General features: G+C 57.1%; 27 protein-coding genes, 1 tRNA gene and 1 pseudogene. 16 read left to right on the forward strand and 13 right to left on the reverse strand.

Translation table 11 applies throughout. The annotated features are described in order from the left end of the window. Window positions 1-110: 110 nt before the first annotated feature. Window positions 111-938, reverse strand: coding sequence for a dienelactone hydrolase family protein (locus tag MGMAQ_RS08635; RefSeq protein WP_046021221.1), 828 nt, complete (start codon window positions 936-938; stop codon window positions 111-113). 286 nt (window positions 939-1,224) lie between these two features. On the opposite strand from MGMAQ_RS08635, the gene mamC reads away from it, so the two are divergent. The 6 genes from mamC (at window position 1,225) to MGMAQ_RS08665 (ending at window position 7,442) form a co-directional block, all read left to right on the forward strand. After that, the gene (gene mamC, locus MGMAQ_RS08640; RefSeq protein WP_046021222.1) at window positions 1,225-1,560 is read left to right on the forward strand and encodes a magnetosome protein MamC; all 336 of its coding nucleotides are present in this window, start codon (window positions 1,225-1,227) and stop codon (window positions 1,558-1,560) included. Between the two features lie 169 nt (window positions 1,561-1,729). Then, window positions 1,730-3,955: a DNA topoisomerase IV subunit A gene (gene parC / locus MGMAQ_RS08645; RefSeq protein ID WP_046021223.1), complete on the forward strand. Its 2,226-nt coding sequence runs from the start codon at window positions 1,730-1,732 to the stop codon at window positions 3,953-3,955. Window positions 3,956-4,039: 84 nt separating this feature from the next. Next, the gene (locus MGMAQ_RS08650) at window positions 4,040-4,636 is read left to right on the forward strand and encodes a biotin transporter BioY (protein ID WP_046021224.1); all 597 of its coding nucleotides are present in this window, start codon (window positions 4,040-4,042) and stop codon (window positions 4,634-4,636) included. A gap of 128 nt (window positions 4,637-4,764) precedes the next feature. Continuing rightward, window positions 4,765-5,817 carry an N-acetyl-gamma-glutamyl-phosphate reductase gene (argC, locus tag MGMAQ_RS08655; protein WP_046021225.1) on the forward strand — a complete coding sequence of 351 codons (1,053 nt, stop codon included), beginning with the start codon at window positions 4,765-4,767 and terminating at the stop codon, window positions 5,815-5,817. 90 nt (window positions 5,818-5,907) lie between these two features. After that, the gene (locus tag MGMAQ_RS08660) at window positions 5,908-6,657 is read left to right on the forward strand and encodes an ABC transporter substrate-binding protein (protein ID WP_046021226.1); all 750 of its coding nucleotides are present in this window, start codon (window positions 5,908-5,910) and stop codon (window positions 6,655-6,657) included. Window positions 6,658-7,022: 365 nt separating this feature from the next. After that, on the forward strand, window positions 7,023-7,442 hold the full coding sequence (locus MGMAQ_RS08665; RefSeq protein WP_371258395.1) for a hypothetical protein: 420 nt from the start codon (window positions 7,023-7,025) through the stop codon (window positions 7,440-7,442). 23 nt (window positions 7,443-7,465) lie between these two features. Here the strand turns inward: MGMAQ_RS08665 and MGMAQ_RS08670 are convergent, their stop codons facing one another. From MGMAQ_RS08670 to MGMAQ_RS08685, 4 genes are all read right to left on the reverse strand, one after another. Further along, window positions 7,466-8,272: an SDR family NAD(P)-dependent oxidoreductase gene (locus MGMAQ_RS08670; RefSeq protein WP_046021228.1), complete on the reverse strand. Its 807-nt coding sequence runs from the start codon at window positions 8,270-8,272 to the stop codon at window positions 7,466-7,468. Window positions 8,273-8,285: 13 nt separating this feature from the next. Then, window positions 8,286-9,245, reverse strand: coding sequence for an LLM class oxidoreductase (locus tag MGMAQ_RS20700; protein ID WP_046021229.1), 960 nt, complete (start codon window positions 9,243-9,245; stop codon window positions 8,286-8,288). A 3-nt stretch (window positions 9,246-9,248) separates the two neighbouring features. Further along, window positions 9,249-9,953 carry an NAD(P)H-dependent oxidoreductase gene (locus tag MGMAQ_RS20705; RefSeq protein WP_046021230.1) on the reverse strand — a complete coding sequence of 235 codons (705 nt, stop codon included), beginning with the start codon at window positions 9,951-9,953 and terminating at the stop codon, window positions 9,249-9,251. A gap of 104 nt (window positions 9,954-10,057) precedes the next feature. Then, entirely contained in the window at window positions 10,058-10,972 is a 915-nt protein-coding gene (locus tag MGMAQ_RS08685) for a LysR family transcriptional regulator (RefSeq protein ID WP_046021231.1), read from the reverse strand. Between the two features lie 154 nt (window positions 10,973-11,126). On the opposite strand from MGMAQ_RS08685, the gene MGMAQ_RS08690 reads away from it, so the two are divergent. Next, window positions 11,127-12,167 (forward strand): serine hydrolase, encoded by a 1,041-nt coding sequence (locus MGMAQ_RS08690; RefSeq protein ID WP_052716263.1) that lies wholly within the window; start codon window positions 11,127-11,129, stop codon window positions 12,165-12,167. 2 nt (window positions 12,168-12,169) lie between these two features. Here MGMAQ_RS08690 and parE read toward each other — a convergent pair whose 3' ends face one another. Then, window positions 12,170-14,158, reverse strand: coding sequence for a DNA topoisomerase IV subunit B (gene parE, locus MGMAQ_RS08695; RefSeq protein WP_046021232.1), 1,989 nt, complete (start codon window positions 14,156-14,158; stop codon window positions 12,170-12,172). A 123-nt stretch (window positions 14,159-14,281) separates the two neighbouring features. Here parE and MGMAQ_RS08700 point away from each other — a divergent pair, with 123 nt between their 5' ends. From MGMAQ_RS08700 to MGMAQ_RS08710, 4 genes are all read left to right on the forward strand, one after another. Continuing rightward, window positions 14,282-14,692 (forward strand): acyl-CoA thioesterase, encoded by a 411-nt coding sequence (locus MGMAQ_RS08700; protein ID WP_046021233.1) that lies wholly within the window; start codon window positions 14,282-14,284, stop codon window positions 14,690-14,692. A gap of 269 nt (window positions 14,693-14,961) precedes the next feature. Beyond that, window positions 14,962-15,342, forward strand: coding sequence for a hypothetical protein (locus MGMAQ_RS08705; protein WP_173427170.1), 381 nt, complete (start codon window positions 14,962-14,964; stop codon window positions 15,340-15,342). A gap of 101 nt (window positions 15,343-15,443) precedes the next feature. Continuing rightward, window positions 15,444-15,605 (forward strand): hypothetical protein, encoded by a 162-nt coding sequence (locus MGMAQ_RS21035; RefSeq protein ID WP_158498820.1) that lies wholly within the window; start codon window positions 15,444-15,446, stop codon window positions 15,603-15,605. Window positions 15,606-15,684: 79 nt separating this feature from the next. After that, on the forward strand, window positions 15,685-15,897 hold the full coding sequence (locus MGMAQ_RS08710; protein ID WP_046021234.1) for a hypothetical protein: 213 nt from the start codon (window positions 15,685-15,687) through the stop codon (window positions 15,895-15,897). Here the strand turns inward: MGMAQ_RS08710 and MGMAQ_RS08715 are convergent. The 5 genes from MGMAQ_RS08715 to MGMAQ_RS08735 all read right to left on the reverse strand — a co-directional run bounded on the left by MGMAQ_RS08715 (window position 15,894) and on the right by MGMAQ_RS08735 (window position 19,453). After that, window positions 15,894-16,178: a DUF3253 domain-containing protein gene (locus MGMAQ_RS08715; RefSeq protein WP_046021235.1), complete on the reverse strand. Its 285-nt coding sequence runs from the start codon at window positions 16,176-16,178 to the stop codon at window positions 15,894-15,896. The two genes, MGMAQ_RS08710 and MGMAQ_RS08715, sit on opposite strands and share 4 nt — an antisense overlap. A gap of 13 nt (window positions 16,179-16,191) precedes the next feature. After that, window positions 16,192-16,620 (reverse strand): hypothetical protein, encoded by a 429-nt coding sequence (locus MGMAQ_RS08720; RefSeq protein WP_046021236.1) that lies wholly within the window; start codon window positions 16,618-16,620, stop codon window positions 16,192-16,194. A gap of 96 nt (window positions 16,621-16,716) precedes the next feature. Next, window positions 16,717-17,454: an ABC transporter substrate-binding protein gene (locus tag MGMAQ_RS08725; protein ID WP_052716264.1), complete on the reverse strand. Its 738-nt coding sequence runs from the start codon at window positions 17,452-17,454 to the stop codon at window positions 16,717-16,719. A 192-nt stretch (window positions 17,455-17,646) separates the two neighbouring features. Further along, window positions 17,647-19,068 carry a type I glutamate--ammonia ligase gene (gene glnA / locus MGMAQ_RS08730; RefSeq protein ID WP_046021237.1) on the reverse strand — a complete coding sequence of 474 codons (1,422 nt, stop codon included), beginning with the start codon at window positions 19,066-19,068 and terminating at the stop codon, window positions 17,647-17,649. Window positions 19,069-19,114: 46 nt separating this feature from the next. Next, complete coding sequence (locus MGMAQ_RS08735; RefSeq protein ID WP_046021238.1) at window positions 19,115-19,453, reverse strand: P-II family nitrogen regulator; 339 nt, start codon at window positions 19,451-19,453, stop codon at window positions 19,115-19,117. 302 nt (window positions 19,454-19,755) lie between these two features. On the opposite strand from MGMAQ_RS08735, the gene MGMAQ_RS08740 reads away from it, so the two are divergent. After that, a tRNA-His gene (locus MGMAQ_RS08740) sits at window positions 19,756-19,832 on the forward strand. 258 nt (window positions 19,833-20,090) lie between these two features. Here MGMAQ_RS08740 and MGMAQ_RS21375 read toward each other — a convergent pair. Next, a pseudogene (locus tag MGMAQ_RS21375) lies at window positions 20,091-20,297 on the reverse strand (IS1380 family transposase); the annotation flags it as partial. A 379-nt stretch (window positions 20,298-20,676) separates the two neighbouring features. Here MGMAQ_RS21375 and MGMAQ_RS08750 point away from each other — a divergent pair. The 4 genes from MGMAQ_RS08750 to MGMAQ_RS20365 all read left to right on the forward strand — a co-directional run bounded on the left by MGMAQ_RS08750 (window position 20,677) and on the right by MGMAQ_RS20365 (window position 23,505). Continuing rightward, complete coding sequence (locus tag MGMAQ_RS08750; protein ID WP_046021240.1) at window positions 20,677-21,129, forward strand: cytochrome c; 453 nt, start codon at window positions 20,677-20,679, stop codon at window positions 21,127-21,129. Between the two features lie 202 nt (window positions 21,130-21,331). After that, window positions 21,332-22,147 (forward strand): c-type cytochrome domain-containing protein, encoded by an 816-nt coding sequence (locus MGMAQ_RS08755; protein ID WP_148560906.1) that lies wholly within the window; start codon window positions 21,332-21,334, stop codon window positions 22,145-22,147. Between the two features lie 5 nt (window positions 22,148-22,152). Further along, complete coding sequence (locus MGMAQ_RS08760; protein WP_046021241.1) at window positions 22,153-23,319, forward strand: PQQ-binding-like beta-propeller repeat protein; 1,167 nt, start codon at window positions 22,153-22,155, stop codon at window positions 23,317-23,319. A gap of 57 nt (window positions 23,320-23,376) precedes the next feature. Continuing rightward, a complete protein-coding gene (locus tag MGMAQ_RS20365; RefSeq protein WP_371258396.1) occupies window positions 23,377-23,505 on the forward strand; it encodes a transposase in 129 nt (42 codons plus the stop codon). A gap of 254 nt (window positions 23,506-23,759) precedes the next feature. Here the strand turns inward: MGMAQ_RS20365 and MGMAQ_RS08765 are convergent, their stop codons facing one another. Next, the gene (locus MGMAQ_RS08765; protein ID WP_148560907.1) at window positions 23,760-24,206 is read right to left on the reverse strand and encodes a hypothetical protein; all 447 of its coding nucleotides are present in this window, start codon (window positions 24,204-24,206) and stop codon (window positions 23,760-23,762) included. Window positions 24,207-24,273 lie beyond the last annotated feature (67 nt).

A 24,273-nucleotide genomic window follows, 5' to 3' on the forward strand; every position in this document is an offset into this window, starting at 1 on the left:
TATCGTATTGTGTCAGAAGTTTCACAAAAACACAATGGTTATTTAGTAATGAAAAGCGGCGCGCGGGTGATGCCGCGCGCCGTCCGTATTTTCATATTTTTATCAAAGTGTTACCGAAGGTGCTGGGCATAAAAGGCGAGGGTTCGTTCCCAGGCCGTTGCCGCATCTTCTTCGTCGTAGCGGGATCCGGTGGGGTTGGCGAAGGCATGATTGGCGTCATACCAATGGACCGTGAGGTCGGTCTTTCCGGCCTCGGCCATGGCTTTTTCGAAACCGCCCACCATCGCGGCATTGATGCTTTTGTCCTGAGTGCCGAAATGGCCCAGGACGGGGCTTTGCAGGGAAGCGAGCTGGGCAGCGGTTTTGGTCACCCGGCCATAATAGATGACCGTGGCATCCACCGGGGTGGCCAGGGAGGTATTGAGCGACCAGCCACCGCCGAAGCACCAGCCGATGGTGCCCACCTTGCCGGTGCATTGTTTGTGATTGCGCAGCCAGTCCACCAGGGTCACCAGTTGCTCGGTGCCTTTGGTGGAATCGACGCTCTTCATGTATTTCATGGCGCCTTCGCGGTCTGTGGCCACATTGCCACCGTACATGTCCACGGCAATCGCAATATAGCCCAGCTTGGCGAATTCAGCCGCCACGGTCTTAATCTGGTTGTTCAAACCCCACCATTCGTGGATCAGCAGCACCGCCGGGGCGGGGGTGACATCGGGCATGGCGATGACCCCGGTGGCTTCGCCGCCGGACGGGGTCTTGATCGAGATTGGCTTGGTGGCGCTATGAGCGGAAGCCCGCGCCAATTCCGGGTAAGCCAGCACCGTGGCAAGCGGCAAGGCTGCCAGGCCTTTGATGAAGTTGCGCCGTTGGTCGTCGGTGACCGGGGGCAGGGGCTTGTTCGACGGAGTATCGCCGCAACCGAAGAGATCGCACATGAGTTCTTCCTCCCAAACTGATGGACCCCTTGGTATCGGGGCGATTCTTGATCTTAAAAATATAGCGACAATGAGGGGAGGTTAAAGAGTGAAAAGGCATATTATTTTTGTGTAATACGAAAGAAGTGCATGGAGGAAATGGGTGTAAGCTTATTTCACCCATTGTTTCGGAGTGTTTGCAAATTTATCCCTGAGTGCTTGAAAAATGCCGCGCGACAGGTACACTGCCACGGACGCCCTGGGGGGGAAATCCGGGGTTCTTGTAATTTAGCTTGATGAGGTTGATATGGCTTTTCAGTTGGCACCGTTCCTGGCGCAATCCGCGCCCGGCGTTGGCGTAATCGGTAGCATCGTCGGCGGTTCCGCCGCTCTGGCTCAGGGCCTTCGCGCCAAGTCGCGTGGCGAAGCCACCAACAAGGACGTGGCTCTGCACACGGTCAAGGAAGCCTCCGGCGCCGGTGTGGCGACGGCTATCAGCGCCTATACGGTCGGTGTCGTCGGTGGTGGTCTGACCATTTCTCTTGGTACGGCCTTCGTGGCCGCCGTGGCCGGCAAGTATGCCTGGGACCGTGGCATGGACTACCTTGAAAGCCGGGTCGCCGAAGAAGAAGAATCCGCCTGATTTTTCTACGGATCAGCGATTGAGTTTCAGCGACGGGCATCCCTGCAAAGGGGTGCCCGTTTGCCGTGGGGAACTTCTATCCACAAGCCGGAAACTCCCATCATATTGACGTTTTCGGCCAAGGGGCTACTGTATCTGGCCAATGGTGGACTGATCGTGGAGAGGATACATGGCAGCGGAAGTTGCTCCGGCTGAAGACATACGGGAAACCCGGCTCGCCGATGCCTTGGGCGAACGCTATCTCTCTTATGCTCTCTCCACCATCATGTCTCGCTCGCTGCCCGATGTGCGTGACGGCCTGAAGCCGGTTCACCGGCGGCTGTTGTTTGCCATGCGGCAATTGAAGCTTGATCCGAAAACCGGCTTCAAGAAATGCGCCCGTATCGTCGGCGATGTGATGGGCAAGTATCACCCTCACGGAGATCAGGCCATCTACGACGCCATGGTACGTTTGGCCCAGGAGTTCGCCCAGCGCTATCCGCTGGTGGATGGACAAGGCAATTTCGGCAATATCGACGGCGATAACGCGGCGGCCATGCGCTACACGGAAGCCCGGCTGACCGAAGTGGCCACGGCATTGCTCGATGGTATCGATGAAGATACCGTTGATTTCCGCTCCACCTATGACGGCGAGGAAGACGAGCCGGTGGTGTTGCCCGCTGCTTTCCCCAATTTGCTGGCCAATGGCGCTCAGGGAATCGCCGTGGGCATGGCCACCAACGTGCCGCCACACAATGCCGGGGAACTCTGTGACGCGCTGATCCATTTGATCAAGCATTCCAATGCGACCATCGATAAGCTGGTGGATATGGTTCGAGGCCCGGATTTTCCCACCGGTGGAATTCTGGTGGACGCGCGCGAAACCATTGTCGAAGCCTATCGCACCGGGCGCGGCGCGTTCCGCCTGCGGGCCCGATGGGAGGTGGAGAAGTTGCGTCTGGGCATGTACCAGATTGTCGTCACCGAAATTCCCTATCAGGTTCAAAAATCCCGGTTGATCGAGAAAATCGCTGATTTGATGAATCAGCGCAAATTACCGTTTCTGGCCGATGTGCGCGACGAATCCACCGAAGAGGTTCGGCTGATCTTAGAACCACGCAACCGGACCCTCGATCCGAATGCGATGATGGAGCAGATGTTCCGCCTGACCGAATTGGAAGGCCGGGTCGGCTTCAACATGAACCTGTTGGACGCCGAAAATACGCCCCGGGTGATGACCCTGCGCGAGGCCCTTCAGGCGTTTCTGGATCATCGCCATGTGGTGTTGGTGCGCCGCTCTGAATTTCGGCTGGGCAAGATCGCCCATCGTTTACATATCCTCGAAGGCTATCTCATCGCCTTCCTTAACCTGGATGAAGTGATCCGCATCATTCGCGAAGAGGACGAGCCCAAGCAGGACCTGATGCGGGCCTTCGATCTGACGGACATTCAGGCCGAGGCCATTCTCAATATGCGGCTGCGTCAATTGCGCAAGCTTGAAGAGATGGAACTGCGTCGAGAGCACGATGCGCTTTCCGCCGAGAAAACCGACTTGGAAGACTTGTTGGCCGATGATGGCCGCCGCTGGAAGCGCATTGCCGAAGAGATCGCCGAGACCCGCAAGAAGTTCGGCCAAAAGACCGAACTGGGGCGTCGTCGTACCGAGATCGGAGAGCCGCCCAGTGCCGAGGTGGTCCCCCTGGACGTGATGATCGAGCGCGAACCGATCACCGTACTCTGCTCGGAAAAGGGCTGGATCCGGGCCATGAAGGGACACGTCGCCGACGTGTCCGAGGTCAAGTACAAGGAGGGAGACCGGGAGGGTTTCGTTCTGCGCTGCGAGACCACCGACAAACTGCTGGTATTCGGCACCAATGGGCGATTCTATACCCTTGGTGGCGACAGGCTGCCCGGCGGGCGGGGCATGGGCGAGCCGGTGCGGTTGATGGTCGATTTGCCGAACGATCATGATATCGCCGCGCTAGTTATCCACAAGCCCGGTCGCAAGCTCGTGCTGGCCTCTTCGGATGGACGGGGCTTCCAGGTGGAGGAGAACGACGTATTGGCTCAAACCCGGTCGGGCAAGCAGATCCTCAATGTGGCCAAGGGTGCCACCGCCAAGTTCTGCCTGGCGGCGAGCGGGGATTCGGTGGCTACCGTGGGTAAGAACCGCAAGCTGTTGGTTTTTCCTCTCGAAGAATTGCCGGTAATGACCCGGGGGCGGGGCGTGATCTTGCAAAAATACAAGGACGGCGGCCTGTCGGATATCAAGACGTTCACCCTGGAAGACGGGTTGACTTGGAGCCTTGGCGAGCGCACCCGTACGGAGACGGATTTAACCGCCTGGCGTGGCAAGCGGGCTCAGGCCGGACGGCTGCCTCCCAATGGTTTCCCGAAGAGCAATCGATTCACGTGAAATTGATGCGCTGCACGGCATTTACCGCGCCGCAAAAGGCTGCTATACCGAACGGGTAATTCACCGCTATTGTCCGAGGTTCCGATGCACGCTGATACCTTCCATCCGACGCTTCTGTCCGCCGCATTGCCCGCCCAGCGCGACAACGCGATTGTGCGTGGCCTGTTCATTGCCTTCGCGGGCAGTTTGCTTCTGACCCTGTCGGCCAAGCTGCAAGTTCCTTTCTGGCCGGTGCCCATGACCATGCAGCCGCTTGTGGTTTTGATGATCGGGGCCGCTTTCGGACCGCGCCTCGGCATGGCCACCGTGGCTTTGTATTTGCTCGAAGGCGCCGCCGGATTGCCGGTGTTTGCCGGAACACCTGAAAAGGGTATTGGTCTTGCCTATATGGCCGGTCCCACCGGTGGCTATTTGTTGGGCTTTCTGCTGTCGGCCGGTCTGGTCGGTCATCTGGCACAGAGGGGCTGGGACCGTCATGTGCTGACCACGGTCGCTTCCATGGTATTCGGTATGCTGGTCATTTATGGCCTGGGCGTTAGCTATCTGGCCAGCCTCATTGGTCTTGAAAAAGCACTGATGTTTGGCATGGTGCCGTTCCTTGCCGGGGACGCGGTGAAAATCATCCTGGCCGCCGCCATCTTGCCCGGTGCCTGGAAACTGCTGGCGCGCCTTCGCCGCTAACTCTTTCTATCCCACCGGAAACGGTCCCCTATCGAAACCCGCCGGACTCCGGCGGGTTTTTTTCATTAGCTTGTCCTCGTCGGTCCGAGGCGATAGAAGGGGCCGACCTGTTTTAGGAGATCGAGATCATGACTGTTTCGCAAAACCCGCTCAATGTGGCTGTCCTAGGTGCCAGTGGCTATACCGGTGCCGAGTTGGTAAGGCTTTTGTCTTGCCATGACGGCGTGCGACTGGCTGCCCTGACAGCCGACCGCAAGGCGGGACAAACCATGGCCTCGGTCTTTCCGCAATTCGCCATGCTCGATCTGCCGACCCTGATCACCATCGACGAGGTGGATTGGTCGGGGATCGATGTGGTGTTCGGCTGTCTGCCCCACGGGACCATGCATGGCTTGGTGCGCAAGCTGCCCGAACGGATCAAGGTTATTGATCTGTCGGCGGATTTCCGGCTACGGGACGGCGCCGTCTATAAGCAATGGTATGGTCTCGACCACAGTGCCCTCGATTTGCAAGAGCAGGCGGTCTATGGCCTTCCGGAGATCCATCGCGAAGCCATTGCCGGCGCGCGGATCGTCGCTGGGCCGGGCTGCTATCCCACGGCGGCCCAGGTGCCCCTGGTGCCGTTGTTGACGGCAGGTCTGATTGATACCGACGATATCATCATCGATGCCAAGTCCGGCGTTTCCGGGGCCGGTCGGGCGGCCAAGGAAGGGGTGCTCCATACGGAAGTGTCCGAGGGCTTCCATGCCTATGGCGTGGCCGGACACCGCCATGCGCCTGAGATCGAGCAAGGCTTGGGCTGGGCCTCCGGCACGAATATGACCATTGCTTTCACGCCGCACCTGGTACCCATGAATCGGGGCATCCTGGCGACCATGTATGTGAAGCTGCGGAACGGAGCCTCGGCGGACGACCTGCGCGTTTTGCTGGCCGATCGCTACGCCGACGAGCCTTTCGTTACCATTGTACCCGAAGGCCATTCCCCGTCCACCCGCCATGTGCGCGGCTCGAACCATGTGATGGTCGGGGTGTTCCAGGACCGGCTGCCGGGACGGGCCATCGTCCTCTCCGCCATCGACAACCTGGTCAAGGGGGCCTCGGGGCAATTGGTGCAAAGTATGAATGTGATGTGCGGCTTTCCGGAAACCCAAGGATTGGAGCAGTTGCCGCTGTTTCCGTGAGGATGGTGGCATAGGAGAATGGGTGCGGACACCCAGAATACCGGGTATCATTCCAGACGCGATGGGTGAAGTGTTCTAAAGGGGGATGCCTTGGGGGTTCGTGTCATTCTGTTTGTTCTCGCCCTTCTGGGAGGGGCAATGCCGGCGGCGGCGATGGATCTTGCCATTTGCGCCAGAGCTCAAGGGCATCCGAAGCACTATGTGGACTCTTCGGGAAATCCCAAGGGATACGCTATCGAGGTTGCTGCCGAAGCGGTGCGCCGGGCCGGTTATAGGTCGCGCATCTTGAATTTCCCTTGGAAGCGGGCACAGAAGACAGCTCTTGATGGTCTTTGTATCATCACCGCTTTTTCGGTGACGGAAGAGCGGAAGGCAAAGTACCTGTTTAGTGACTCAATGTTTATTGATCGTGTTTTGCTGTGGCAGGCTGCAGCCAGACCGTTTCCTTTCTTCCGCTTTGAGGACCTGATTGGAAAGCACATCGGGATTCCCACGGCCAGCTATTACGCGGGCGAGTTTGATCGCGTCCGGCCTCAACTGAATCTATTTGAAGACAGTGAGAAACAGGTCAGCCTCAAGATGCTGATCAAAGGGCGCCTCGATGCCGCGATTATCCCGGGCGACATTGCCGCCGCGAAGTTTCTGGCGCGTCTTCAAGGGGTGGATTTCGCGCAACTAAAGCCATCGGATACACCGATTTCCTTGGATCCCAATCACATTGGTGTGCCGAAGAATCTGATCGGTTTCGAGGCGGCGGGTCTTACGGAAAAACTCAATGCGGCATTGGCGGCCATGGCAGCGGATGGAACCACAAGGGCTATTTTGAGCCGCTACCAGTAGGCGTTCACCGCCACCGATCATTCATATGCAAGCGGGGTACGAAATTGAGATCACTGATAACTTTCGGGTTTGGCTTGCTTGTTGGCGGTCTTTTGCTGCAGAAAACGGTCTGGAGCGCGGAGCCAGCGACCTTGTATATGACTGAAATTCCCGGTCAAACCATGCTCGATGAGAGCGAGCCAGGGATCTCTCTGAGACTCACCCGAGAAGCATCGAAACGCGCAGCCATCACGTTGGATGAGCGGTTTGTTCCTTGGGGCCGGGCCGTTGGGAAAACCGAGTCGGGGTCTGATACCTTGATTGTGCCCTTCTCTCGCACAGCCAAACGAGAGGATCGCTTCGCCTGGATCGCTCCCTTGTTCGATATGACTTTCGGATTTGTTTCGTTGGGTACGGCGGTCGATACCAAGGCCGAGGCTCGAACCCTCAAGCGATTGGGCGTATGGCGGGAAACCTCCATGGAGGAGGAACTGATAAAAGAGGGCTTTACCAACCTGGTGCCGGTTTCAAACGATAAGGCCCTGGTCCGCATGCTGATAAACGGACGACTGGATGCCTGGTACGGCTCCATCGCCGAGGCGAAGTATATCTTTGCAGGCATCGACATCATCAATCGCCAGAAGATCCGTTTTGGCCAACCAGTCAAGGCCAGTCCCGTCTGGCTTGCCGGGGGGCTGGCCAATTCGCCATCCATGGTGGACAGATTCCGCAGCGCCCTGAAATCCATGAGAGCCGACGGCTTCATCGAAAAGACCATGGCGCAGCAAGATGCGGCGTTTGAATAGTCCGATGGCCTTGGGAAAGGGAACTACAGCGCTTTCTCCAATACCGCTTCGATCCCGCGCACAACCTCTTGGCATCGTCCTGCGTCGAGAGCGTCAGGGTGGGGAGGAGCGAAGCACCGGGAATCATTGTCATAGTACTGGCCCGAAGCGCCATCGAATTCATCGCTCAGGGCCGCGCGCATCAGGATATCCGCGCCGATGCGGATATCGTTCCCGGCCACACCGAAGCCTTCCTTCACCATCTTGCTCGCCAGCATGGAGCCGGGATTGACGGCCACGACCAAGGGCCCGCTCTCCTTGAGCGACTCTGCCAGGGTCCGTGACCACATGGTGAGGGCCAGCTTGCTCTGCGCATAGGCCTCGAAATCGGAGAGTTCGACCCCACCGGCCAAGGCCCGAAGATCGACCGGAGACTGGGCGGCGGAAGACAGATTGACCACCCGCCCATCGCATCCCATCAATGGCAACAGCCGTTGGGTCAGCCGATAGGGGGCGATGGTATTGACCATGAAGCGCACATCGAGCCCCGTTGGGGTGATGGGATCGGGGGTTTTGAAGATGCCTGCATTGTTTATCAGGACATCCAGGCTGCTATGCTTGTCGATCACCGCCTGGGCGAGCGCTTCCACATCTGGCAGTCGTGATAGGTCCGCCTTGTAGCATTCCAGCGGCCCGCCACCGGGGATACCCGAGAGATCTTCTTCCACCTGTGCCAATTTCGCCGGGTTGCGTCCGTGCAGCAGCACGCGGTGACCTGCCCCGACCAGCATTTTTGCCGTTTCCAATCCGATTCCATCGGTGGCGCCGGTCAAGAGAATGGTTTTTTGCATTATGCTTGCTCCTTTAGCCGGAAAAGTCCGGCATGAGATCATCGGCCAGGCGCTTCAAGGTGGACTCGATGTCGGCCTGGTTGAACCGCAGATTTAGGGCCACATGGTTAATGCCGATCTCCTGTATCGATTTTAGATAGTCTCGAAGTGCCCGGATTCCTGATCGGAACCCCAAGTGAATCGGCTCCGGAGGGGCATTCGAATCTTCAACCAGATCGATATACAGCGATTGCAGGGCCGGTTTCTCTGGTCCACCCGCGGTTTTGACCCGCGCCCGCCAGTCATGGATGATCCGTGCCTGAGTGGAAATGTTGCGCGGATAAGTGATCCACCCATCCCCATGCGCGGCGATCCATTCGGGAGACTGCTGACTGCCGCCGGTGATCAGAAGCGGCAGTTTTCCCGACAATGGCTTGGGCAGCATATCCATGCCCCCATAAGGGTTGCCATGAAGATTCTCGAAGGTTGGAGCGTCTTCCCACATGCGTTGAATATAGTCGAAGCTTTCTTGAAACAGCGCGCCGCGATCGTCGAAGGGCAGGTTGAGGGCCGGATATTCCTCCGGTCGATCCCCCGAGGCCACACCCAGAATGAGGCGTCCTCCGGATAACACATCGACGCTGGCTGCCGCCTTGGCTACATGGGCCGGGTGGCGCAGGGGAAGGATAATGCTGGCGACCCCCAGAGCGATGCGCTCCGTCCGGGCGGCCAGAAAGCCCAGGTAGGCAAAGGGATCGAACATCTGGCCCGCATCGCCGAAGGAGGGCACGTTGAACGGCACATCCCGCAACCAAAGAGCAGAAAACCCCAGTTCTTCGGCCCATTGAACCCTTTCCAAATGGTGGGCCATGGTCGGTACCGGGCCTTGGGCATAGGTCTCCAGCGGCACCACCAATCCGAGGCTCAGGCGGTTTGGTTGGAAAACCGTGTTGTAGCCTCGGTTGATGGCCTGAAAGGATGTTTTCTTCGTCATTGTTCAGGCCCAGCTAACCACATCGGCCATTTCGCGTCGGGTTTTGGGGAACATGGGCCCATCGGCGCGATAGCCGAAAGCGACCATGACAGCAGGCTTGTAGCGTGCCGGATCGATATTGAAATGCTTTTCCAATACGGCAATGGTCTTGTCCACCTCGAAGCCTTCGATGGGGCAGGAGTCGATACCCATCAATGCGGCGGTGGTCATCATGTTGCCCAGCGCGATATAGGCCTGGCGGGCCGACCAGTCGCTGATCTGCCGGTCTCCCTGGATCTTGAAATCCTGATCCTGGAACTTCTGATAGGCGCCATTGATGAAGCCGATGACATCCTCGGGAAGCTGTTTGACCTCTTTCATATGGTTCTGTAGATATTCGGAATGGTGGGTCATGGTCGCGCCCGTGTGGGCCAAGAAAATGCAGAAATGGCTCGAGGTGCCCAACTGCCCGGCGGTGCCATTGGTGGCGCCATTGGCACCCCAGGTGAAATCCCGGAACAGCTCGCGCTTCTCCGGGGTTTGGATGACCAGAAGCTGCCAAGGCTCCATGCCGAAAGAGCTGGGCGACAGGCGCGCTGTTTCGAGGATGGTATCGAATTCCCTGTCGCTGATTTTGCGCTCGGCGTCGAATACCTTGGTGGCATGGCGAAAATGATAGGCCTCAAGGATCTGGGCCTGGACATCATTGAGAGGGGAAGCGGTATCCATAATGCGGTCTCCATTGGTTTCTGGTCCGCATGATACGCATCCCATTGATCATAACTATCTGATGATTTCGGGAATCATTATCCCACTGAATGGTATAATGGCCCCTACAAAAGGTCGCCATAACGCTGTTGGTTGGTTTTGACGATATGCGCCTGCATGAAGTCGAGGAACGCCTTGACCCGGGCGGGCATTAACCGACCAGGGGGGCGCACCGCCCAGATCTTGCGTTCGGGCCAGACCCGGTAGCGCGGCAACACAGCAACCAGCCGTCCCGCTCGGATATCCGGCCCGGCATGCCAAAGGGAGGCTTGGCCGATGCCCAATCCCGCCACCGACCATTCCCCAACCGCATCGCCAAGATCGACCCTAACGGGCCCGGACACCGGAATATCATGAACCGCGCTATCTTCGCCAATCAGTTGCCAGCTATTGGTTTTTCCCAAAGTCAGGCAGGCATGTTTGACCAGCTCTCGCGGTGTTTCTGGGATTCCGGAACGGGCGAGATAGGCCGGTGCGGCCACCAGGAGTACGGGGTTCTCGTCGATCTTCTGTGCCAGCAGGCTTGACGGCGCCAACTCACCGATGCGAAAGGCGAGATCGAAACCCTGCTCGACAATATCCACAACGGTATCGGTCAGGTTCAAATCCAGCATCACATGGGGATAGAGCCGCAGGAACTCGGGCACGAAAGGCACGATATGCGATCGCCCAAAGGAGGCCGAGGCGGTGACGCGCAAAGTCCCGGAAACCGATTGCGCACTATGGGAGAGCGCCGTGCGGGCATCTTCCACATCTTCGAGAATCCGCTTGGCATGTTCGAGAAACAGTTCGCCGTCCGGAGTCAGCGAGACGGTTCTGGTGGTGCGGTTGAGCAATTTGACTTTGAGATCGGCTTCGAGTTTCTGAATGCGTTGGGAGGCATTGGTGGTGGAAAGATTGAACTCGGCCCCGGCTCGCCCGATGGCACCTAGGGCGGCGACGCGAACAAATAGATTCAGAGTCCAGATATCAAAAGACAAATTAATCGGTCATCCGTTAAGGGGCGCCTCATGGTTCGACCATTATGGGCCGCAGGGGTGTATTTTTAAAGGGAGTGGTGGAGGCTCTATGGCTTGTGGCACGATCGTTCCCGAAGGGGGATGAAAAGCCTTCGGTCAAAGGGACAGGAGAGCGATGTCGGTGTTAAGCAACTTTGAAAATCAGCCTCGGTTTCTGGGCGACGGTTGGCGTGTGTCGTCTCTGCATCGGGCAGGCCTGGACGGAGAAACGTTTCAGGCGGTTGTTAAATCCATTGAAAAGGACGCCCATTCGGATTTTCATTCCCTGCTCGTTGCACGGCATGGAAGGTTGGCCTTCGAGGGTTACTTCAATGGCTACGATACCGGCAGCCTGCACGATATCCGCTCTGCGGGTAAGAGTATGACTTCGACTTTGGTTGGGATCGCCATTGATCAAGGCGTGATTCCCTCCGTTGACCACCGGGTTTTACCCTACTTCCATGGCTATGAACCGCTTCGGGACCTGGATGATCGGAAGGCGTCAATCAAGATCAGGGACCTGCTGATGATGAGGTCCGGTCTGGACGCCGACGACAATGATCGAGCGACACCGGGAAATGAAGAGGCCATGCTCAATTCACCCGACTGGATCCGCTATGCGCTAGATCTGCCAATGAGCGCCGAGCCCGGCCAGAAATGGGCCTATGCCGGGGTCAACAGCATGCTCCTGGCGGGGCTGCTCGAAGCGGCAACGGAGCAGCCCTTGCTGGAATATGCGATGCAATATCTGTTCGAGCCACTAGGGATCCACAGCCTTCTCTGGCAATCTTCGCCCCAGGGAACCCCCGCCGGGCAGGGGTTTATGGCGCTAAGTGGACGGGATATGCTCAAGTTGGGGCAGATGATGCTCAATGGTGGCGCTTGGAACGGGCGCACGATCGTTTCAGAGGATTGGGTGCGAGAGGTATCTCGATGCCGGACCTTGCTCCCCGATGAAAAGCATGCAGGGTACGGCTATCATTGGTGGTGTCTAGCCATGGACCGGAACGGTCAGAAGCTGGCATGTTTCTTTGCCTCTGGAAATGGCGGCAACAAGATCTACGTTGTTCCAGATCTCCAGATGGTCGTCGCTTTGGCCAGTTCAGCCTATAACAAGCCCTACATGCACGCTCGCTCACACGAGATTTTGAAACGGGTCATTCAGTCAGTAATTTAGTTTTAGACGTCCAGGTCCTCGACGAACTTGGCCTGGTCCTGGATGAAAGCCATGCGGGCTTCCGGCTTGCGGCCCATGAGTTGTTCCACCAGCGAGGCGGTCTCCTTGGCTTCCTCGATTTCGTCCTCGCTATGGCCCATGGGGACCGAGACCTTGAGCAGGATCCGCGAGGCCGGGTCCATGGTGGTCTCCTTGAGCTGTGCCGGGGGCATCTCGCCCAGTCCCTTGAAGCGGCTGACCTCGATCTTGCCTCGTCCCGAAAACTCCTTGGCCATCAATTCTTCCTTGTGCGCCTCGTCGCGGGCATAGAAGACCTTGCCCCCCTGAGCGATGCGAAACAAAGGTGGAAGGGCGATAAAAAGGTGTCCAGTTTCAATCAGTTTCGGCATCTCTCTAAAGAAATACGTCATCAACAAGGAGGCGATATGGGCACCATCCACATCCGCATCGGTCATGATGATGATCTTCTCGTAGCGCAGGGCCTCCTCGCTGTAATTGTCCCGCGTGCCGCAGCCCAGGGCTTCCTGTAGATCGGACAGTTCCTGGTTGCCGCGCAGTTTGTCGGCGGAGGCCGAGGCGACGTTGAGGATCTTGCCACGCAAAGGCAGGACCGCTTGGGTATCGCGGCGGCGGGCCTGCTTGGCCGAGCCTCCGGCGGAGTCACCCTCGACGATGAACAGTTCTGTGCCTTGCTGGATGGAGCGCGAGCAGTCGGCGAGCTTGCCGGGCAGGCGCAGGCGCTTGGTGGCCGAGGCCCGCTTCATTTCCTTGTCCTGCTTTTTGCGCAGGCGGGAATTGGCCCGATCGACGATGCGCTCCAACAGGGCCTTGGCCCCGTCCGGATCGCCGGACAGCCAGTGGTCGAAATGGTCCCGTACGGCATTTTCCACCAGGCGCGAGGCTTCGGCGGTGGAGAGCTTCTCCTTGGTTTGGCCCTGGAACTGCGGGTCGCGGATAAACACCGACAGCATGATGCAGGCACCGCCCACCAGGTCGTCGGCGGTCATCTTGGCGGCCTGGCGGTTGTTGACCAACTCGCCGTGGGCCTTCAGGCCGCGCAGTAGGGCGGTGCGCAGGCCGGTCTCGTGGGTGCCGCCCTGGGGGGTGGGGACGGTATTGCAGTAGGAATTGAAAAAGGCCTCGTCATCCTCGGGCCAGGCTACCGCCCATTCCATCTTACCCGCATTGTCCGGAAACTGAGCGGTTCCGGCGAAGGGAGTGGGGGTGACCATGGCCCGTCCGTCCAGGCTGGCGGCCAGAAAATCGGACAGACCGCCAGGGAAGTGCAGGGTGGCTTGTTGCGGGGTCTTGTCTTCTTCTTTCAGCAAAGACGGATCGCAAGACCAGCGGATCTCGACGCCACGGAACAGGTAAGCCTTGGAGCGGACCAGTTTGTACAGGATCGAGGGCTTGAAATGCAGACGGTGACCGAAAATCTGCGTGTCGGGCTGAAAAATCACCGTTGTGCCGCGCCGGTTCTGTGTCGCGCCCATGTTGCGCAGCTTGGTCAGTGGTTTGCCGCGCTCGTAACTCTGGGCCCAGAGCTCCCGGTCACGGGCCACTTCAACTTCCAGCTTTTCCGCCAGGGCATTGACCACCGAAATACCCACGCCGTGCAGACCGCCGGAGGTCTCATAGGCCTTGCCGCCGAATTTGCCGCCGGAGTGCAGGGTGGTCAAAATCACTTCCAGCGCCGATTTTTCACGCATCTTGGGGTGTTTATCCACCGGGATGCCGCGCCCGTTGTCGCGCACGGTGACGCGGTTATCCACGCCCAATTCCAATTCAATGCGGCTGGCATGCCCGGCCACGGCCTCGTCCATGGAATTATCCAATACTTCGGCCACCAGGTGATGCAGGGCTCGCTCATCGGTGCCGCCGATATACATGCCCGGACGCCGCCGGACGGGCTCCAGGCCTTCGAGGACCTCGATGTCCTTGGCCGAATAGCCGCCGGTGGTCGCGCCGTCCGCCTGGAAAAGATCGTTCATGGGGGCTGCCTCATTCCGTATGGTGCGCTATCCTAGAAAACCCGTCTTGACGTGACAAGCAGGATAAGGGGTATTTGGGTCATTCGTCCCTCAACATCTTGTGGAATGATAGGGTTATCCACCATGACCGATCAAACTGAACCCGGACCGCACGGCATTGCCGCCACTCGGACCCTGGCCATGCCCGCCGATACCAATCCCAATGGCGATATTTTCGGCGGATGGTTGATGGCGCAAATGGACGTGGCCGGCAGTCTGATTGCCCGTGAAAGGGCCGGGGGGCGGGTTGCGACGGTGGCTGTCGATGCCATGGCGTTTCACCTGCCCGTGCGCGTGGGGGACGTGGTCAGCTGCCACGGTCTGGTCCAAAGGGAAGGGACGACCTCTCTGTCGGTGCATGTGGAGGCCTGGGTACAGCGCCATCTTAGCGGCCATGAACAGATGGTCACCGAGGGCACTTTCGTCTATGTGGCCATTGATGGGAATGGCGCCAAGCGAAAGCTGCCCCCAGTGTCCGGTATGGGGCCTCTGTGACGAGTCAATAGAGCGCACCAATAATCAGCCAGGCGTAGGCCCCCAAACCAAAAATGGTCAAACCAATGAAATCCTTGGCGAAAGTCCAGTTGAACATGGTTCATGCCTCCGGGCAAAAGAGAACAAAAGCGACACATTGACCCAAGATGTATCATGGCCCAAAAGAGAATACAACAAGAACATTTGCTCTCGGCGATGTGATGGGATGTTGGGGGGAGAGCTGTGGCAAAGTCCTTACGAGCAAGGGCGGCGATCAAAGGAGGATGGAAATGGGCTGGAATAGGCGAGCCTTGGGTTTGGGTATCTGCATTGGCTTACTGGCCAGCGGTTCGCAGGCTGGCGAGGTTCGCGTGGTCGATGCCGATGTGGTTCGATCCGGAGATGGCAGCTATCGCTTCGATGTGACCCTGCGCCATGGGGATGAAGGCTGGGATCACTACGCCAACCAGTGGCAGATCGTGGCACCGGACGGTCAGGTTTTAGGGACTCGGACTTTGCTGCACCCCCATGTGAATGAACAACCCTTTACCCGCAGTTTGGGCGGCGTCCGGATCCCGCCAGGTGTCGACCATGTCGATGTCATGGCGCGCGATAGCAAACATGGAATTGGCGGCAAGCCATTTCGAGTGCTGATTCCAAACCGCCCGTAACCAAGGCAGGAAGTATCCTCTCGACGCCGGAACCCAGGAGGGTTATAATATAACCTTATTGGGCGAGTCGGGGGACGCCGCACGGTGAATAGGGGTGTGCCATGACCTTCTTGTCGTATGCATTTGTCGGTCTGCTTGTGACTTGGCTCTGCATTGCCTTCGTCGTCGAAGCCGCTTTGGTTGGGATGCTGGTATTCGGTGTTTTCAAGCAAGTCCATCGCCTGCTTGGATTCAGGCGAAAGACTTTAGTTCCGACGAACTGAAGCATTAACCGAACCGTAACCGTCAATGCGCGAATATGGCAACAGTGACTCAACTGTGCCTATTCGTGGAGAGATTGTTATGGGCCATTATCGATATCAGGTTCGATACGCAACGCGGGAAACCCGTCCAGAGGTAGAACAATTGCTGGAAGGTCGTTGCATGGGCGATTGGTCCGTGGAGGAGGAACAGCGCCGCCGCGCCCGTTCCGCCGATAGCCACCTGTTCCGGGTTCACTTCGAGCAGGAAGGCGATATTCTCGCCCTATTCAAGTCGGCCACCAGCGCCTGCTAGCTTTTCAGCCGGTAGCGCACCACACCTTTAACCTCGGTGGGGTCAATGGGCTTTCCCTTGTGCAGAATTTCGAGGGTACCGGCGCGGGCTTGGTGTAGGGCCTGTTGTTTGACCGCTTGGAAATAGCGGCGCCAGGGTACGGGTTTACCGTGATCCTTGGTCTGTTCCTTGGCATAGGCCTGGGCGATCTCCTGCCCCCCGGCAGAGGCTTTATCGGACAGAAAAGACATCATGAAGGTAACCAGCGGATCCGGCTTCCGCTGCTCGTTCTCGTTGGTCATGGCGAGGTTAATCCTAATCGGTATGGGGAAGAACGGCGTCTACGGGACTGATTAGCACGGTTTCCCAACCGGCGACCACATGCGGAGCGATGCTCCGGGCCCAGTGCAATGTCCGTTCGGCAAATTCAGGTGTGAAATGATAGGCGTCACGGATTTGCGACAAGATGGCCTGCTCTTCGGGCGGCACCTGTCCATCGCAGACGGCGACCAGGGATATCTCCAGCAATAGAACCGTCCGCGCTTTCATACTATCGAACACATCCAGGCGGAAATTGCCCTGTGCCGTGGCCAAATCCGGTACCACGTCCCAGCCGATTTCAGACTGTATGGCACCCAGCAGGGAATGCTCCTCGGCAACGATCTTGCCGTCGGCCTGACAGAGCTTCATGGCAAGGGCCAGGAACACCGATTTTTGCTGAGGATTGAGGATGTTGAGAAACACGATAGGGGTCCTAACGGTGAAAAGCGCCGGTCATGAAAAAGTCACTTTTGTAAACGGCAGCCGAAAGCGGATTAAATAAGGAAAAATCCACCCGCGTCACGGGGAATCCAGCGGCGCCAGTATGTGATCATAGAGGGCCTGATAGCTGCCGTCTTGTTTCATTTCCCGCAGCGCCTCCGTGACTTTTGGGATGTGGTGCTGGTGTTTTTTATTCAGGTACATATACATCTTCAGATCGACGAACGGTGGATCGAGAATGGCCAGGTTTTTCAGGCCCATCTGCCGGGCAACCCACAATCCCTGCCAGCGCTCGTACAGAGCCACGTCGGCCCGACCGGCTCTCAGGATATCGAACATCTGATTGGCGTCGCGGGTCTTGATGATCTGTTCGGCCTGTTTGACATTGTTGTCAAAGATCTTCCAACCGGTGATATATGTCACCGCTTGCCCGGCCAAGGAGCCCCAGCCCGACACGGGGATTTTCCTGCCGGTGGTGTAGCCCACAAACTGGGAATTGATCAGGCTTTCGGGCACGCGAACCAAATTGGGATAGGTTTTTTCCAGCCCCTTGATACGGAGCAAACAGCCGTCTTCCAAACCATCGTTGGCGTTGCGCAGCACTCTCTCGGCCGGAAGCACGATGACGCGTAGGTCCAATCCCGCACGCCGGAAGGCTTCCTTGGCCAATTCCTCAAGAAATCCGTCTTCGGCCTCAGTGGTAACGAACGGCGGCTTGAGCCCAGTGGCTATGGTAAGGCGTTCGACTGCCTGGGCTGACGTCTGACCAATGACAAGGGCCGCGACCGCGCCCAATGCCCAACGCAACAAATTCATCGGAACTTCCCTGGTATCCCTTTTCATTTAGTCGAAATTATAGCCACTTAATTATATAATACTCAATGATAAAGTAGATTATAGTGCAAGCGGGCCTTTGTGCGGCAATCGCGAGTAATTCTATGCGCGGGGCGTCGGCGGCAAAAAAGGGCGGGATTGCTCCCGCCCTTGGTAACGCAGTGTTGGGTCCGTTTAGGACGAGTAGTACATCTGGAACTCGACCGGGTGCGGGGTATGCTCGAAGTTGTAGACTTCTTCCCACTTGAGCTCCAGATAGCCGTCGATCATGTCGCTGTTGAACACGTCGCCCTTCATCAGGAACTCGCGGTCGGCGTCCAGGGCTTCCAGAGCTTCGCGCAGGCTGCCGCAGACGGTCGGCACTTCGGAGAGCTCTTCCGGCGGCAGATCGTACAGGTTCTTGTCCATGGCATCGCCCGGGTGGATCTTGTTCTGGATGCCGTCGAGGCCAGCCATCATCATGGCGGCAAAGGCCAGGTACGGATTGGCCGTGGCGTCGGGGAAGCGGATCTCGACGCGCTTGCCCTTGGGGTTGGCCGAGAACGGGATCCGGCAAGAGGCGGAACGGTTGCGGGCCGAATAGGCCAGCAGCACGGGAGCCTCGAAGCCCGGGATCAGGCGCTTGTAGGAGTTGGTGGACGGGTTGGTGAAGGCATTCAACGCCTTGGCGTGCTTGATAATGCCACCAATGTAGTACAGGGCGTTGTCCGACAGGTCGGCATAGCCGGAACCGGCCATGATCGGGTTGCCGTCTTTCCAGATGGACTGGTGGGTATGCATGCCCGAGCCGTTGTCGTTGATCACCGGCTTCGGCATGAAGGTGGCGGTCTTGCCATAGGTATGGGCGACCATGTGGGTCACATACTTATAGGTCTGCACGTTGTCGGCGCTTTGTACCAGGGTGGAGAAGGTCATGCCGAGCTCATGCTGGGACGGCGCCACTTCGTGGTGATGCTTGTCCATGGTCAGGCCCATTTCCTGCATCACGGCAACCATTTCGCCCCGCAGGTCGGGAACTGAATCCACCGGCGGAACCGGGAAGTAGCCGCCCTTGACCGGCGGGCGGTGGCCGATATTGCCTTCGGGCATGATCTTGCCGGTGACATAGGGGCCTTCCTCGGAATCGAATTCGTACATGACGCGGTTCATGGACACGTCGAAGCGCACGTCGTCGAAGACGAAGAACTCGGGCTCCGGACCGAAGTAGGCGGTATCACCAATGCCGGTGCTCTTCAGATAGGCTTCGGCCTTGGTCGCCACCGAGCGCGGGTCGCGGTTGTAAAGCTGACCGGTGCCGGGCTCCAAGATGTTGCAGTTGATGATCATGGTGCTCTGAGCGGCGAACGGATCCATGACGGCGGAAATCGGATCGGGGATCAGCGCCATGTCGGACTCGTTGATCGCCTTCCAACCGGCGATGGAGGAGCCATCGAACATGATGCCATCGGCGAAAGCGTCATCGTCGATGAAATCCGACACCATGGTCAGATGCTGCCACTTGCCACGCGGATCGGTAAAGCGCAGGTCGACGAACTTGATTTCGTTGTCCTTGATGACCTTCAGGACGTCATCGGAAGTTTCGCACTTAAGCGTCATGGTTTGGTACCTTTCAAACGATGGATAATGATTGGTCGTGATGGGATCAGACGGCGTCCTTGCCGCGTTCACCGGTCCGGATGCGGATCGCGTCTTCTATGGTGGAAATGAAAATCTTGCCGTCGCCGATGCGGCCGGTATAGGCGGCCTGCTGAATGGCTTCGACGGCGCGTTCGACCAGATCGTCGTCCACCACCAGTTCGATTTTCACCTTGGGCAGGAAATCGACCACATACTCGGCACCCCGATAGAGTTCCGTATGGCCTTTCTGGCGGCCAAACCCCTTGGCCTCGACAACGGTAATGCCCTGGAGCCCGACTTCATGCAGGGCGTCCTTCACCTCGTCCAGTTTGAAGGGTTTGATGATCGCCTCAATTTTCTTCATGGATAGATATCCCCTTGCCGTTTCCTGCGTCTCTCCGAGAGGAGAGGTGCCTGAACCTTTCGGTCCGGCCCCTACTTAGCACAATGCGTGCCAGCCGGGAGCATGATTACAAAATATCGGGAAAGCCCCGGTGCGGACGCATTCTAACGGAATGCCGGACAATTTTAAGGGCAATTATGTGATTATATTTTAGGCGAATGCCTTTATTATGGGCGCCTGTGGTCGGGGGAGATCGTGGCTGTCGAGGCTTTGCAAAACCCTTGACGCCTCAGCGGCCAAGGGCTAAACAGGCGCCTCTTGTGGCGAGCGTAGCTCAGTTGGTTAGAGCACCTGGTTGTGGTCCAGGGGGTCGTGGGTTCAAATCCCATCGCCCGCCCCATTTTTTCAAAGACTTAGCTCCACCGTCGTGTGGGGCTAAGTCATTTATGGACACGCTGTGGACAGATCGGGTGGAGCCTTTTTGCTATGGCATTTATAGCAAACAGGGGCGATGCCTCTGCGTCTAGATCACGTCGTGTTTAATCGGATTCGATCAAACATGAAAAACGTGATCGATTCCAATAAGGTCGCGCGTGTCTAGCGGGTCCGATTGGACCCGACACGCGCTAGTGGACCCAGCCGCGTGTGCCGCTATCAGGCGGGGCGACGATGACAGGGCATGCCGGATTTGGTCCGCGAGTTTATCTCCTGCGATTTCGGCCAGGCCGAGAACTTCGTCAAGGTCTCGAAAAGCGAAAAGCCCGGCATCCGAAGTGATCTTCGTGCCATGAAACTCCAGCTTCAGCCGACGGTCAAAATCTAGCCTCAGGACCTGAGTTTCGCTTTCATCCGCCAGATGAGCCATTCCACACCTTCCAGCCCGACAGCAACGCATTGATTTTTATATCAGAATAGCGCCGCAGCGTCGTTAGGTCGGTTGCCTTATCTGGGAAATGGGGGCCAAGACCACGTTGTACCGTTGGTACGAGCGTTACCGCTACCTGGCTTTCGGTGAGGCCGGGCAGGTGACAAATCGGGCAGATTTGGGTTAGATTCCTTCATTGCGACCGTAGATGAAATTGGTGTCGTGGGTTGGGTGTGCACCCCATGAACTCTACGATAATTCGACCATTCAAGCTACGTTCGGCAGCTTTCTCGGCTGGGGCCCGTGAATAATTCGGGCTAAGGGGATGCGGCCCTTTCGAGATGGACATGAACTTTGATGTGAGAGTGGAGGTTGCATCATGCCAAGTTCCGTTAAATTATTTTTCTTTTCGGTGTCGATATTGGGAATTGCCACTATTTCTTTCGCGGACGCCCAAGCCACGTCGGCCGATGATTGTTCCAAGGAACGTGCTAAACTGATGAAGGATATGGATGCCGCCGTGGCCAATATCGGCCAGCAGACGAGTGGCCTTTTCCCATATGAGAAGAAGCGGGTCCTCGCAAAGGCCGAATTCATCGAAAAGACCTTGGACGATATCGACAAGCTTTTTCCCAAAGGCAGTGAGAGCACGTCGACGAAAAAAAATATTTGGAAAAAGCCAAAAAAATTCCAAAAGATGCTCGATAAAGCGAGGAGCCTGGCTGGTAAACTCATAAAAACCATCAAGAAAAAAGACAAATACGCCGTCGCAAAAGTGAACAAGTCCCTGTTCAAGGCCTGCGGGAATTGTCACGCAGAATTCCGCCAATAGGACGATAATTTTCCCACCCTAACTTAGACGAAATAGACTGTTTTTTTTGTGTTTTTGACCGTTCAGTCCCTTCATGGTAACATCGTAGAAATCATGAGTTCCCTCCATGCTGAACTCAGTCGGCAGTTTGAAAAGGTATTGCGTTTGTTAGCGCATACAATGAGGCGGGACAAGAATCCTGCTGTACCAAGGGGAGAAAAAAATGAAATCATTCAAAAGGCTTATGAGTTTATCTGTGGCAAGTTTCGCAACCGCGGCTTTTGTTGCAAGCGCTTCTCTAGCATTGGCTGAAGAAGACGATGATATGGAGGACACGCATGCTGCGGTCATGAAGGTCCTCGACGAATATGACATCGATGTTGGCTACGACTACATCGCAACGTTGATGCGGTTGCCGAACGCATTCGGCGAAGGCGCGGCCTGCGTGGTGTGTCATACGTCCAATGATCCAAAGAAAAGTCCGGCGGGGCTTGATTTGACATCCTGCGAAGGCATTCACAAGGGCGCGGTCTCTGGCCCGATGGTCGTTCCCGGTAAATTCAAAGAAGGCAGCTTCCGCCGCCGCATGCGCGACAACCGCATGCCCTTGGGTGTGCGTTTTGACGTGCCTCAGGATTTGCCGGCCATTTTGGACGTGAAGAAATGGATCGAAACCGGCGCCAAGAACGACAAGTTGTTCAAAGAAAAAGTCTTGCCGTCGTTCAAGAATCCCGAGGCTTTCGGTGGTGAACAGTCCTGCGTCGAATGCCATATGTCCAACCAGGAGCCACCGAGCTTCCACGAGCTTGATCTCACATCCCATAAAGGCGTAATGCTGGGTGCGGATGCCATTGCCAAGGCGGCCGAAGGATTGCCGCCGGTGAAAATCGTCATTCCCGGCAAGGCGAAGGAAAGCAAGCTTTACCTGCGGTTGGTTGAAAACCGCATGCCCGGTGGTATTGGGGCCAGTGAAAACCGGGACCATCCCAACATGTATGTGATGTTTGAATGGATCGAACACGGCGCCAAGTGCAACTAGCGCCCATGCATTCGGAATCCGGTTTCAAAAGGAAACCGCGTCACTTCTGGCGTCGCTGCGTTCTCGGTATTTTTATGCTGACGATCGCGGCGTCGTCGGTTGCGATTGCCCAAGAGAAAAGCGGCGAACAAACGTCGTATTCAGTTCTGGCGCGTTGGGCCACGGACAACACATCCCTTCGTCCCGTCACCTATGATGACGACGTGCTCTATGTCGCCGGTGATATCAGTGTCGAGGCTTGGGATACACGAACAGGAACGCGGATATGGCGGCATACACTTGATGATGGCGCGGACTTCCGGCCCCGTCTGACGGGCAATGCCGTTATTGTGACCGGGCGAAAATTTATCATCGCACTCGCACGGCATACCGGTGACGTTCTTTGGTCCCTCTATCCGGAACAAAACCCCAACGACCCGTTCGAGCCCGTGGCGACCCCTCTTGTTCACGACGAAAGAGTTTTCCTGGGCGTGGGTCCCATGATGACAGCGTTGGGGGAAGATGGCGCAGTTGTTTGGGAGCGCGCGACACATCAAAGAAAAGGTATTTGGTACGCTCCGACTGTTTTCGAGGGAAATACCATTCTGTTCGGTCCTGGTGACGGCATACTGTACGCTCTGGATTACGATACCGGCGCCGTCAAATGGACCCTGGACAATGCGAAAAAGTGGCAATACCTGCGCCAATTGCATGTCAGCGACAAGGTTTTGGTGGCTGGCGGCTACAAAGACAATCTTTTTGGTGTCGATCTCACGACCGGAACGCTCAAATGGGATTGGTATTCGGGGAATTTTATCAATTCGCATCTGGTACATGAGGGTGCGGCGTACCTTTGGTCACCGACGGGTTGGGTCTATTGCCTGGATGTGGAAAGCGGCAAGGTCAATTGGCGCACGAAATCCGATTACTTCCCAAACAAGAAACGGACCAAACGTCCCTGGGCTCCGGTGTTGGCCGAACTGGTCGCCAGAGGAACGGCTCTTTATATTCTCGATATGCAAAACATCTTGCATATTTTGGACACCCAGACTGGAAAAGAACGCAGGAGCATTTCATTCCATGAGCGACTACGCCCGTTCATTGTGCCCGCACCAAAATCTCCGCGCCTGTTTATGGGATCTGCCAAGGGTGAAATCCTGTACATCGAACTGAATGAAGAAAGCAGTAAATGATATAATGCCTATAAGAGCCCAACTCGAAACCAGAAACCTGTTTTCAATGGCTTGGGTTTGTGCGCCCGTAGGACCGACATGTGGGCGGTCATGAACGGGATGCTCTATATTGTCGGCAGCGGCGTCCAGTGGCGCGGCCTTCCGAAGGATCTTCCGCCAGTCTCAACATACGGGTTCGTCTCATAGACTTTTGAATCGATCACGTTTTTCATGTTCGATCGAATTCGATCAAACACGACACGCTCTAGGCAAAAGGATCGGCCCGCAGGGTGGTCTCCGGTGGCCGCCCGCGGCGTCAAGCTCCCTCACCGATGCGCCGCATCGCCTTCGGGACCTTTCCTGGCGGTTCGACTCACCGGAGACCATTGAAATGGGTCGTATGAAACGCCAAAGGCTTTGGGAACCCCGGTCCAGCCAGATCGGGCTTTTTTGCGCGCCGATCAACGGATGATCGTCCAAGAGGTGGGGATGGTACCTCGCGGGTATTGGGCCGATGAAAACCGGTCTGCCCACCGCATGGCTTTGAATCTTTTTCGGATCACCGGTTTCAAGGCCAATAGAGCATGCAACCCCGCCGCAATCAGGGGAATTTGCACCAGCATTTCATGAAGATCCTCAAACAGGCCGCCCCAAGTATCGGCGCCCAGACCGCTTAGAACCGCCACCGTCAGTCCCAATACCAACGCCGAACCCACCAAGCCCCATGACGTGCGCTTGGCCCGGCGGGGTTTGCGCAGCCATTTGATCATGGCGGGAACCGTTGCCGCCGCGACCAGATAGCCAAAGCTCAGATGCACGATCAGCGGACCTTCTGCGCTCCCATAGGCGAGCAGAAAGGCGATGGCGAGGGTCCAGTGCAGGGGGCGGCGGCGAAAGGCTCGGATCATCAGGTTGGCTCCGTGGGGACAAGGGGTCATGGAGCGTAGTCTGGCACGAGTCCCCTGAAGCCCCCCT

It is taken from the genome of Magnetospira sp. QH-2 (assembly GCF_000968135.1).
Classification (GTDB): Bacteria; Pseudomonadota; Alphaproteobacteria; order Rhodospirillales; family Magnetospiraceae; genus Magnetospira.

Excerpts from the sequence above, each read along its gene's own strand:
- MGMAQ_RS08665 (WP_371258395.1), top strand. The coding sequence starts at position 7,023 with ATGACTTTCGGATTTGTTTCGTTGGGTACGGCGGTCGATACCAAGGCC.
- parE (WP_046021232.1), bottom strand. The coding sequence starts at position 14,158 with ATGAACGATCTTTTCCAGGCGGACGGCGCGACCACCGGCGGCTATTCG.
- glnA (WP_046021237.1), bottom strand. The coding sequence starts at position 19,068 with ATGACGCTTAAGTGCGAAACTTCCGATGACGTCCTGAAGGTCATCAAG.
- MGMAQ_RS08700 (WP_046021233.1), top strand. The coding sequence starts at position 14,282 with ATGACCGATCAAACTGAACCCGGACCGCACGGCATTGCCGCCACTCGG.
- MGMAQ_RS08690 (WP_052716263.1), top strand. The coding sequence starts at position 11,127 with ATGTCGGTGTTAAGCAACTTTGAAAATCAGCCTCGGTTTCTGGGCGAC.
- MGMAQ_RS08765 (WP_148560907.1), bottom strand. The coding sequence starts at position 24,206 with ATGATCCGAGCCTTTCGCCGCCGCCCCCTGCACTGGACCCTCGCCATC.
- argC (WP_046021225.1), top strand. The coding sequence starts at position 4,765 with ATGACTGTTTCGCAAAACCCGCTCAATGTGGCTGTCCTAGGTGCCAGT.
- MGMAQ_RS08715 (WP_046021235.1), bottom strand. The coding sequence starts at position 16,178 with ATGACCAACGAGAACGAGCAGCGGAAGCCGGATCCGCTGGTTACCTTC.
- MGMAQ_RS08735 (WP_046021238.1), bottom strand. The coding sequence starts at position 19,453 with ATGAAGAAAATTGAGGCGATCATCAAACCCTTCAAACTGGACGAGGTG.
- MGMAQ_RS08705 (WP_173427170.1), top strand. The coding sequence starts at position 14,962 with ATGGGCTGGAATAGGCGAGCCTTGGGTTTGGGTATCTGCATTGGCTTA.
- MGMAQ_RS08650 (WP_046021224.1), top strand. The coding sequence starts at position 4,040 with ATGCACGCTGATACCTTCCATCCGACGCTTCTGTCCGCCGCATTGCCC.
- MGMAQ_RS08760 (WP_046021241.1), top strand. The coding sequence starts at position 22,153 with ATGCATTCGGAATCCGGTTTCAAAAGGAAACCGCGTCACTTCTGGCGT.
- MGMAQ_RS20705 (WP_046021230.1), bottom strand. The coding sequence starts at position 9,953 with ATGGATACCGCTTCCCCTCTCAATGATGTCCAGGCCCAGATCCTTGAG.
- MGMAQ_RS08725 (WP_052716264.1), bottom strand. The coding sequence starts at position 17,454 with ATGAATTTGTTGCGTTGGGCATTGGGCGCGGTCGCGGCCCTTGTCATT.
- mamC (WP_046021222.1), top strand. The coding sequence starts at position 1,225 with ATGGCTTTTCAGTTGGCACCGTTCCTGGCGCAATCCGCGCCCGGCGTT.
- MGMAQ_RS08670 (WP_046021228.1), bottom strand. The coding sequence starts at position 8,272 with ATGCAAAAAACCATTCTCTTGACCGGCGCCACCGATGGAATCGGATTG.
- MGMAQ_RS08710 (WP_046021234.1), top strand. The coding sequence starts at position 15,685 with ATGGGCCATTATCGATATCAGGTTCGATACGCAACGCGGGAAACCCGT.
- MGMAQ_RS20700 (WP_046021229.1), bottom strand. The coding sequence starts at position 9,245 with ATGACGAAGAAAACATCCTTTCAGGCCATCAACCGAGGCTACAACACG.
- parC (WP_046021223.1), top strand. The coding sequence starts at position 1,730 with ATGGCAGCGGAAGTTGCTCCGGCTGAAGACATACGGGAAACCCGGCTC.
- MGMAQ_RS08750 (WP_046021240.1), top strand. The coding sequence starts at position 20,677 with ATGCCAAGTTCCGTTAAATTATTTTTCTTTTCGGTGTCGATATTGGGA.
- MGMAQ_RS21035 (WP_158498820.1), top strand. The coding sequence starts at position 15,444 with ATGACCTTCTTGTCGTATGCATTTGTCGGTCTGCTTGTGACTTGGCTC.
- MGMAQ_RS08755 (WP_148560906.1), top strand. The coding sequence starts at position 21,332 with ATGAAATCATTCAAAAGGCTTATGAGTTTATCTGTGGCAAGTTTCGCA.
- MGMAQ_RS08635 (WP_046021221.1), bottom strand. The coding sequence starts at position 938 with ATGTGCGATCTCTTCGGTTGCGGCGATACTCCGTCGAACAAGCCCCTG.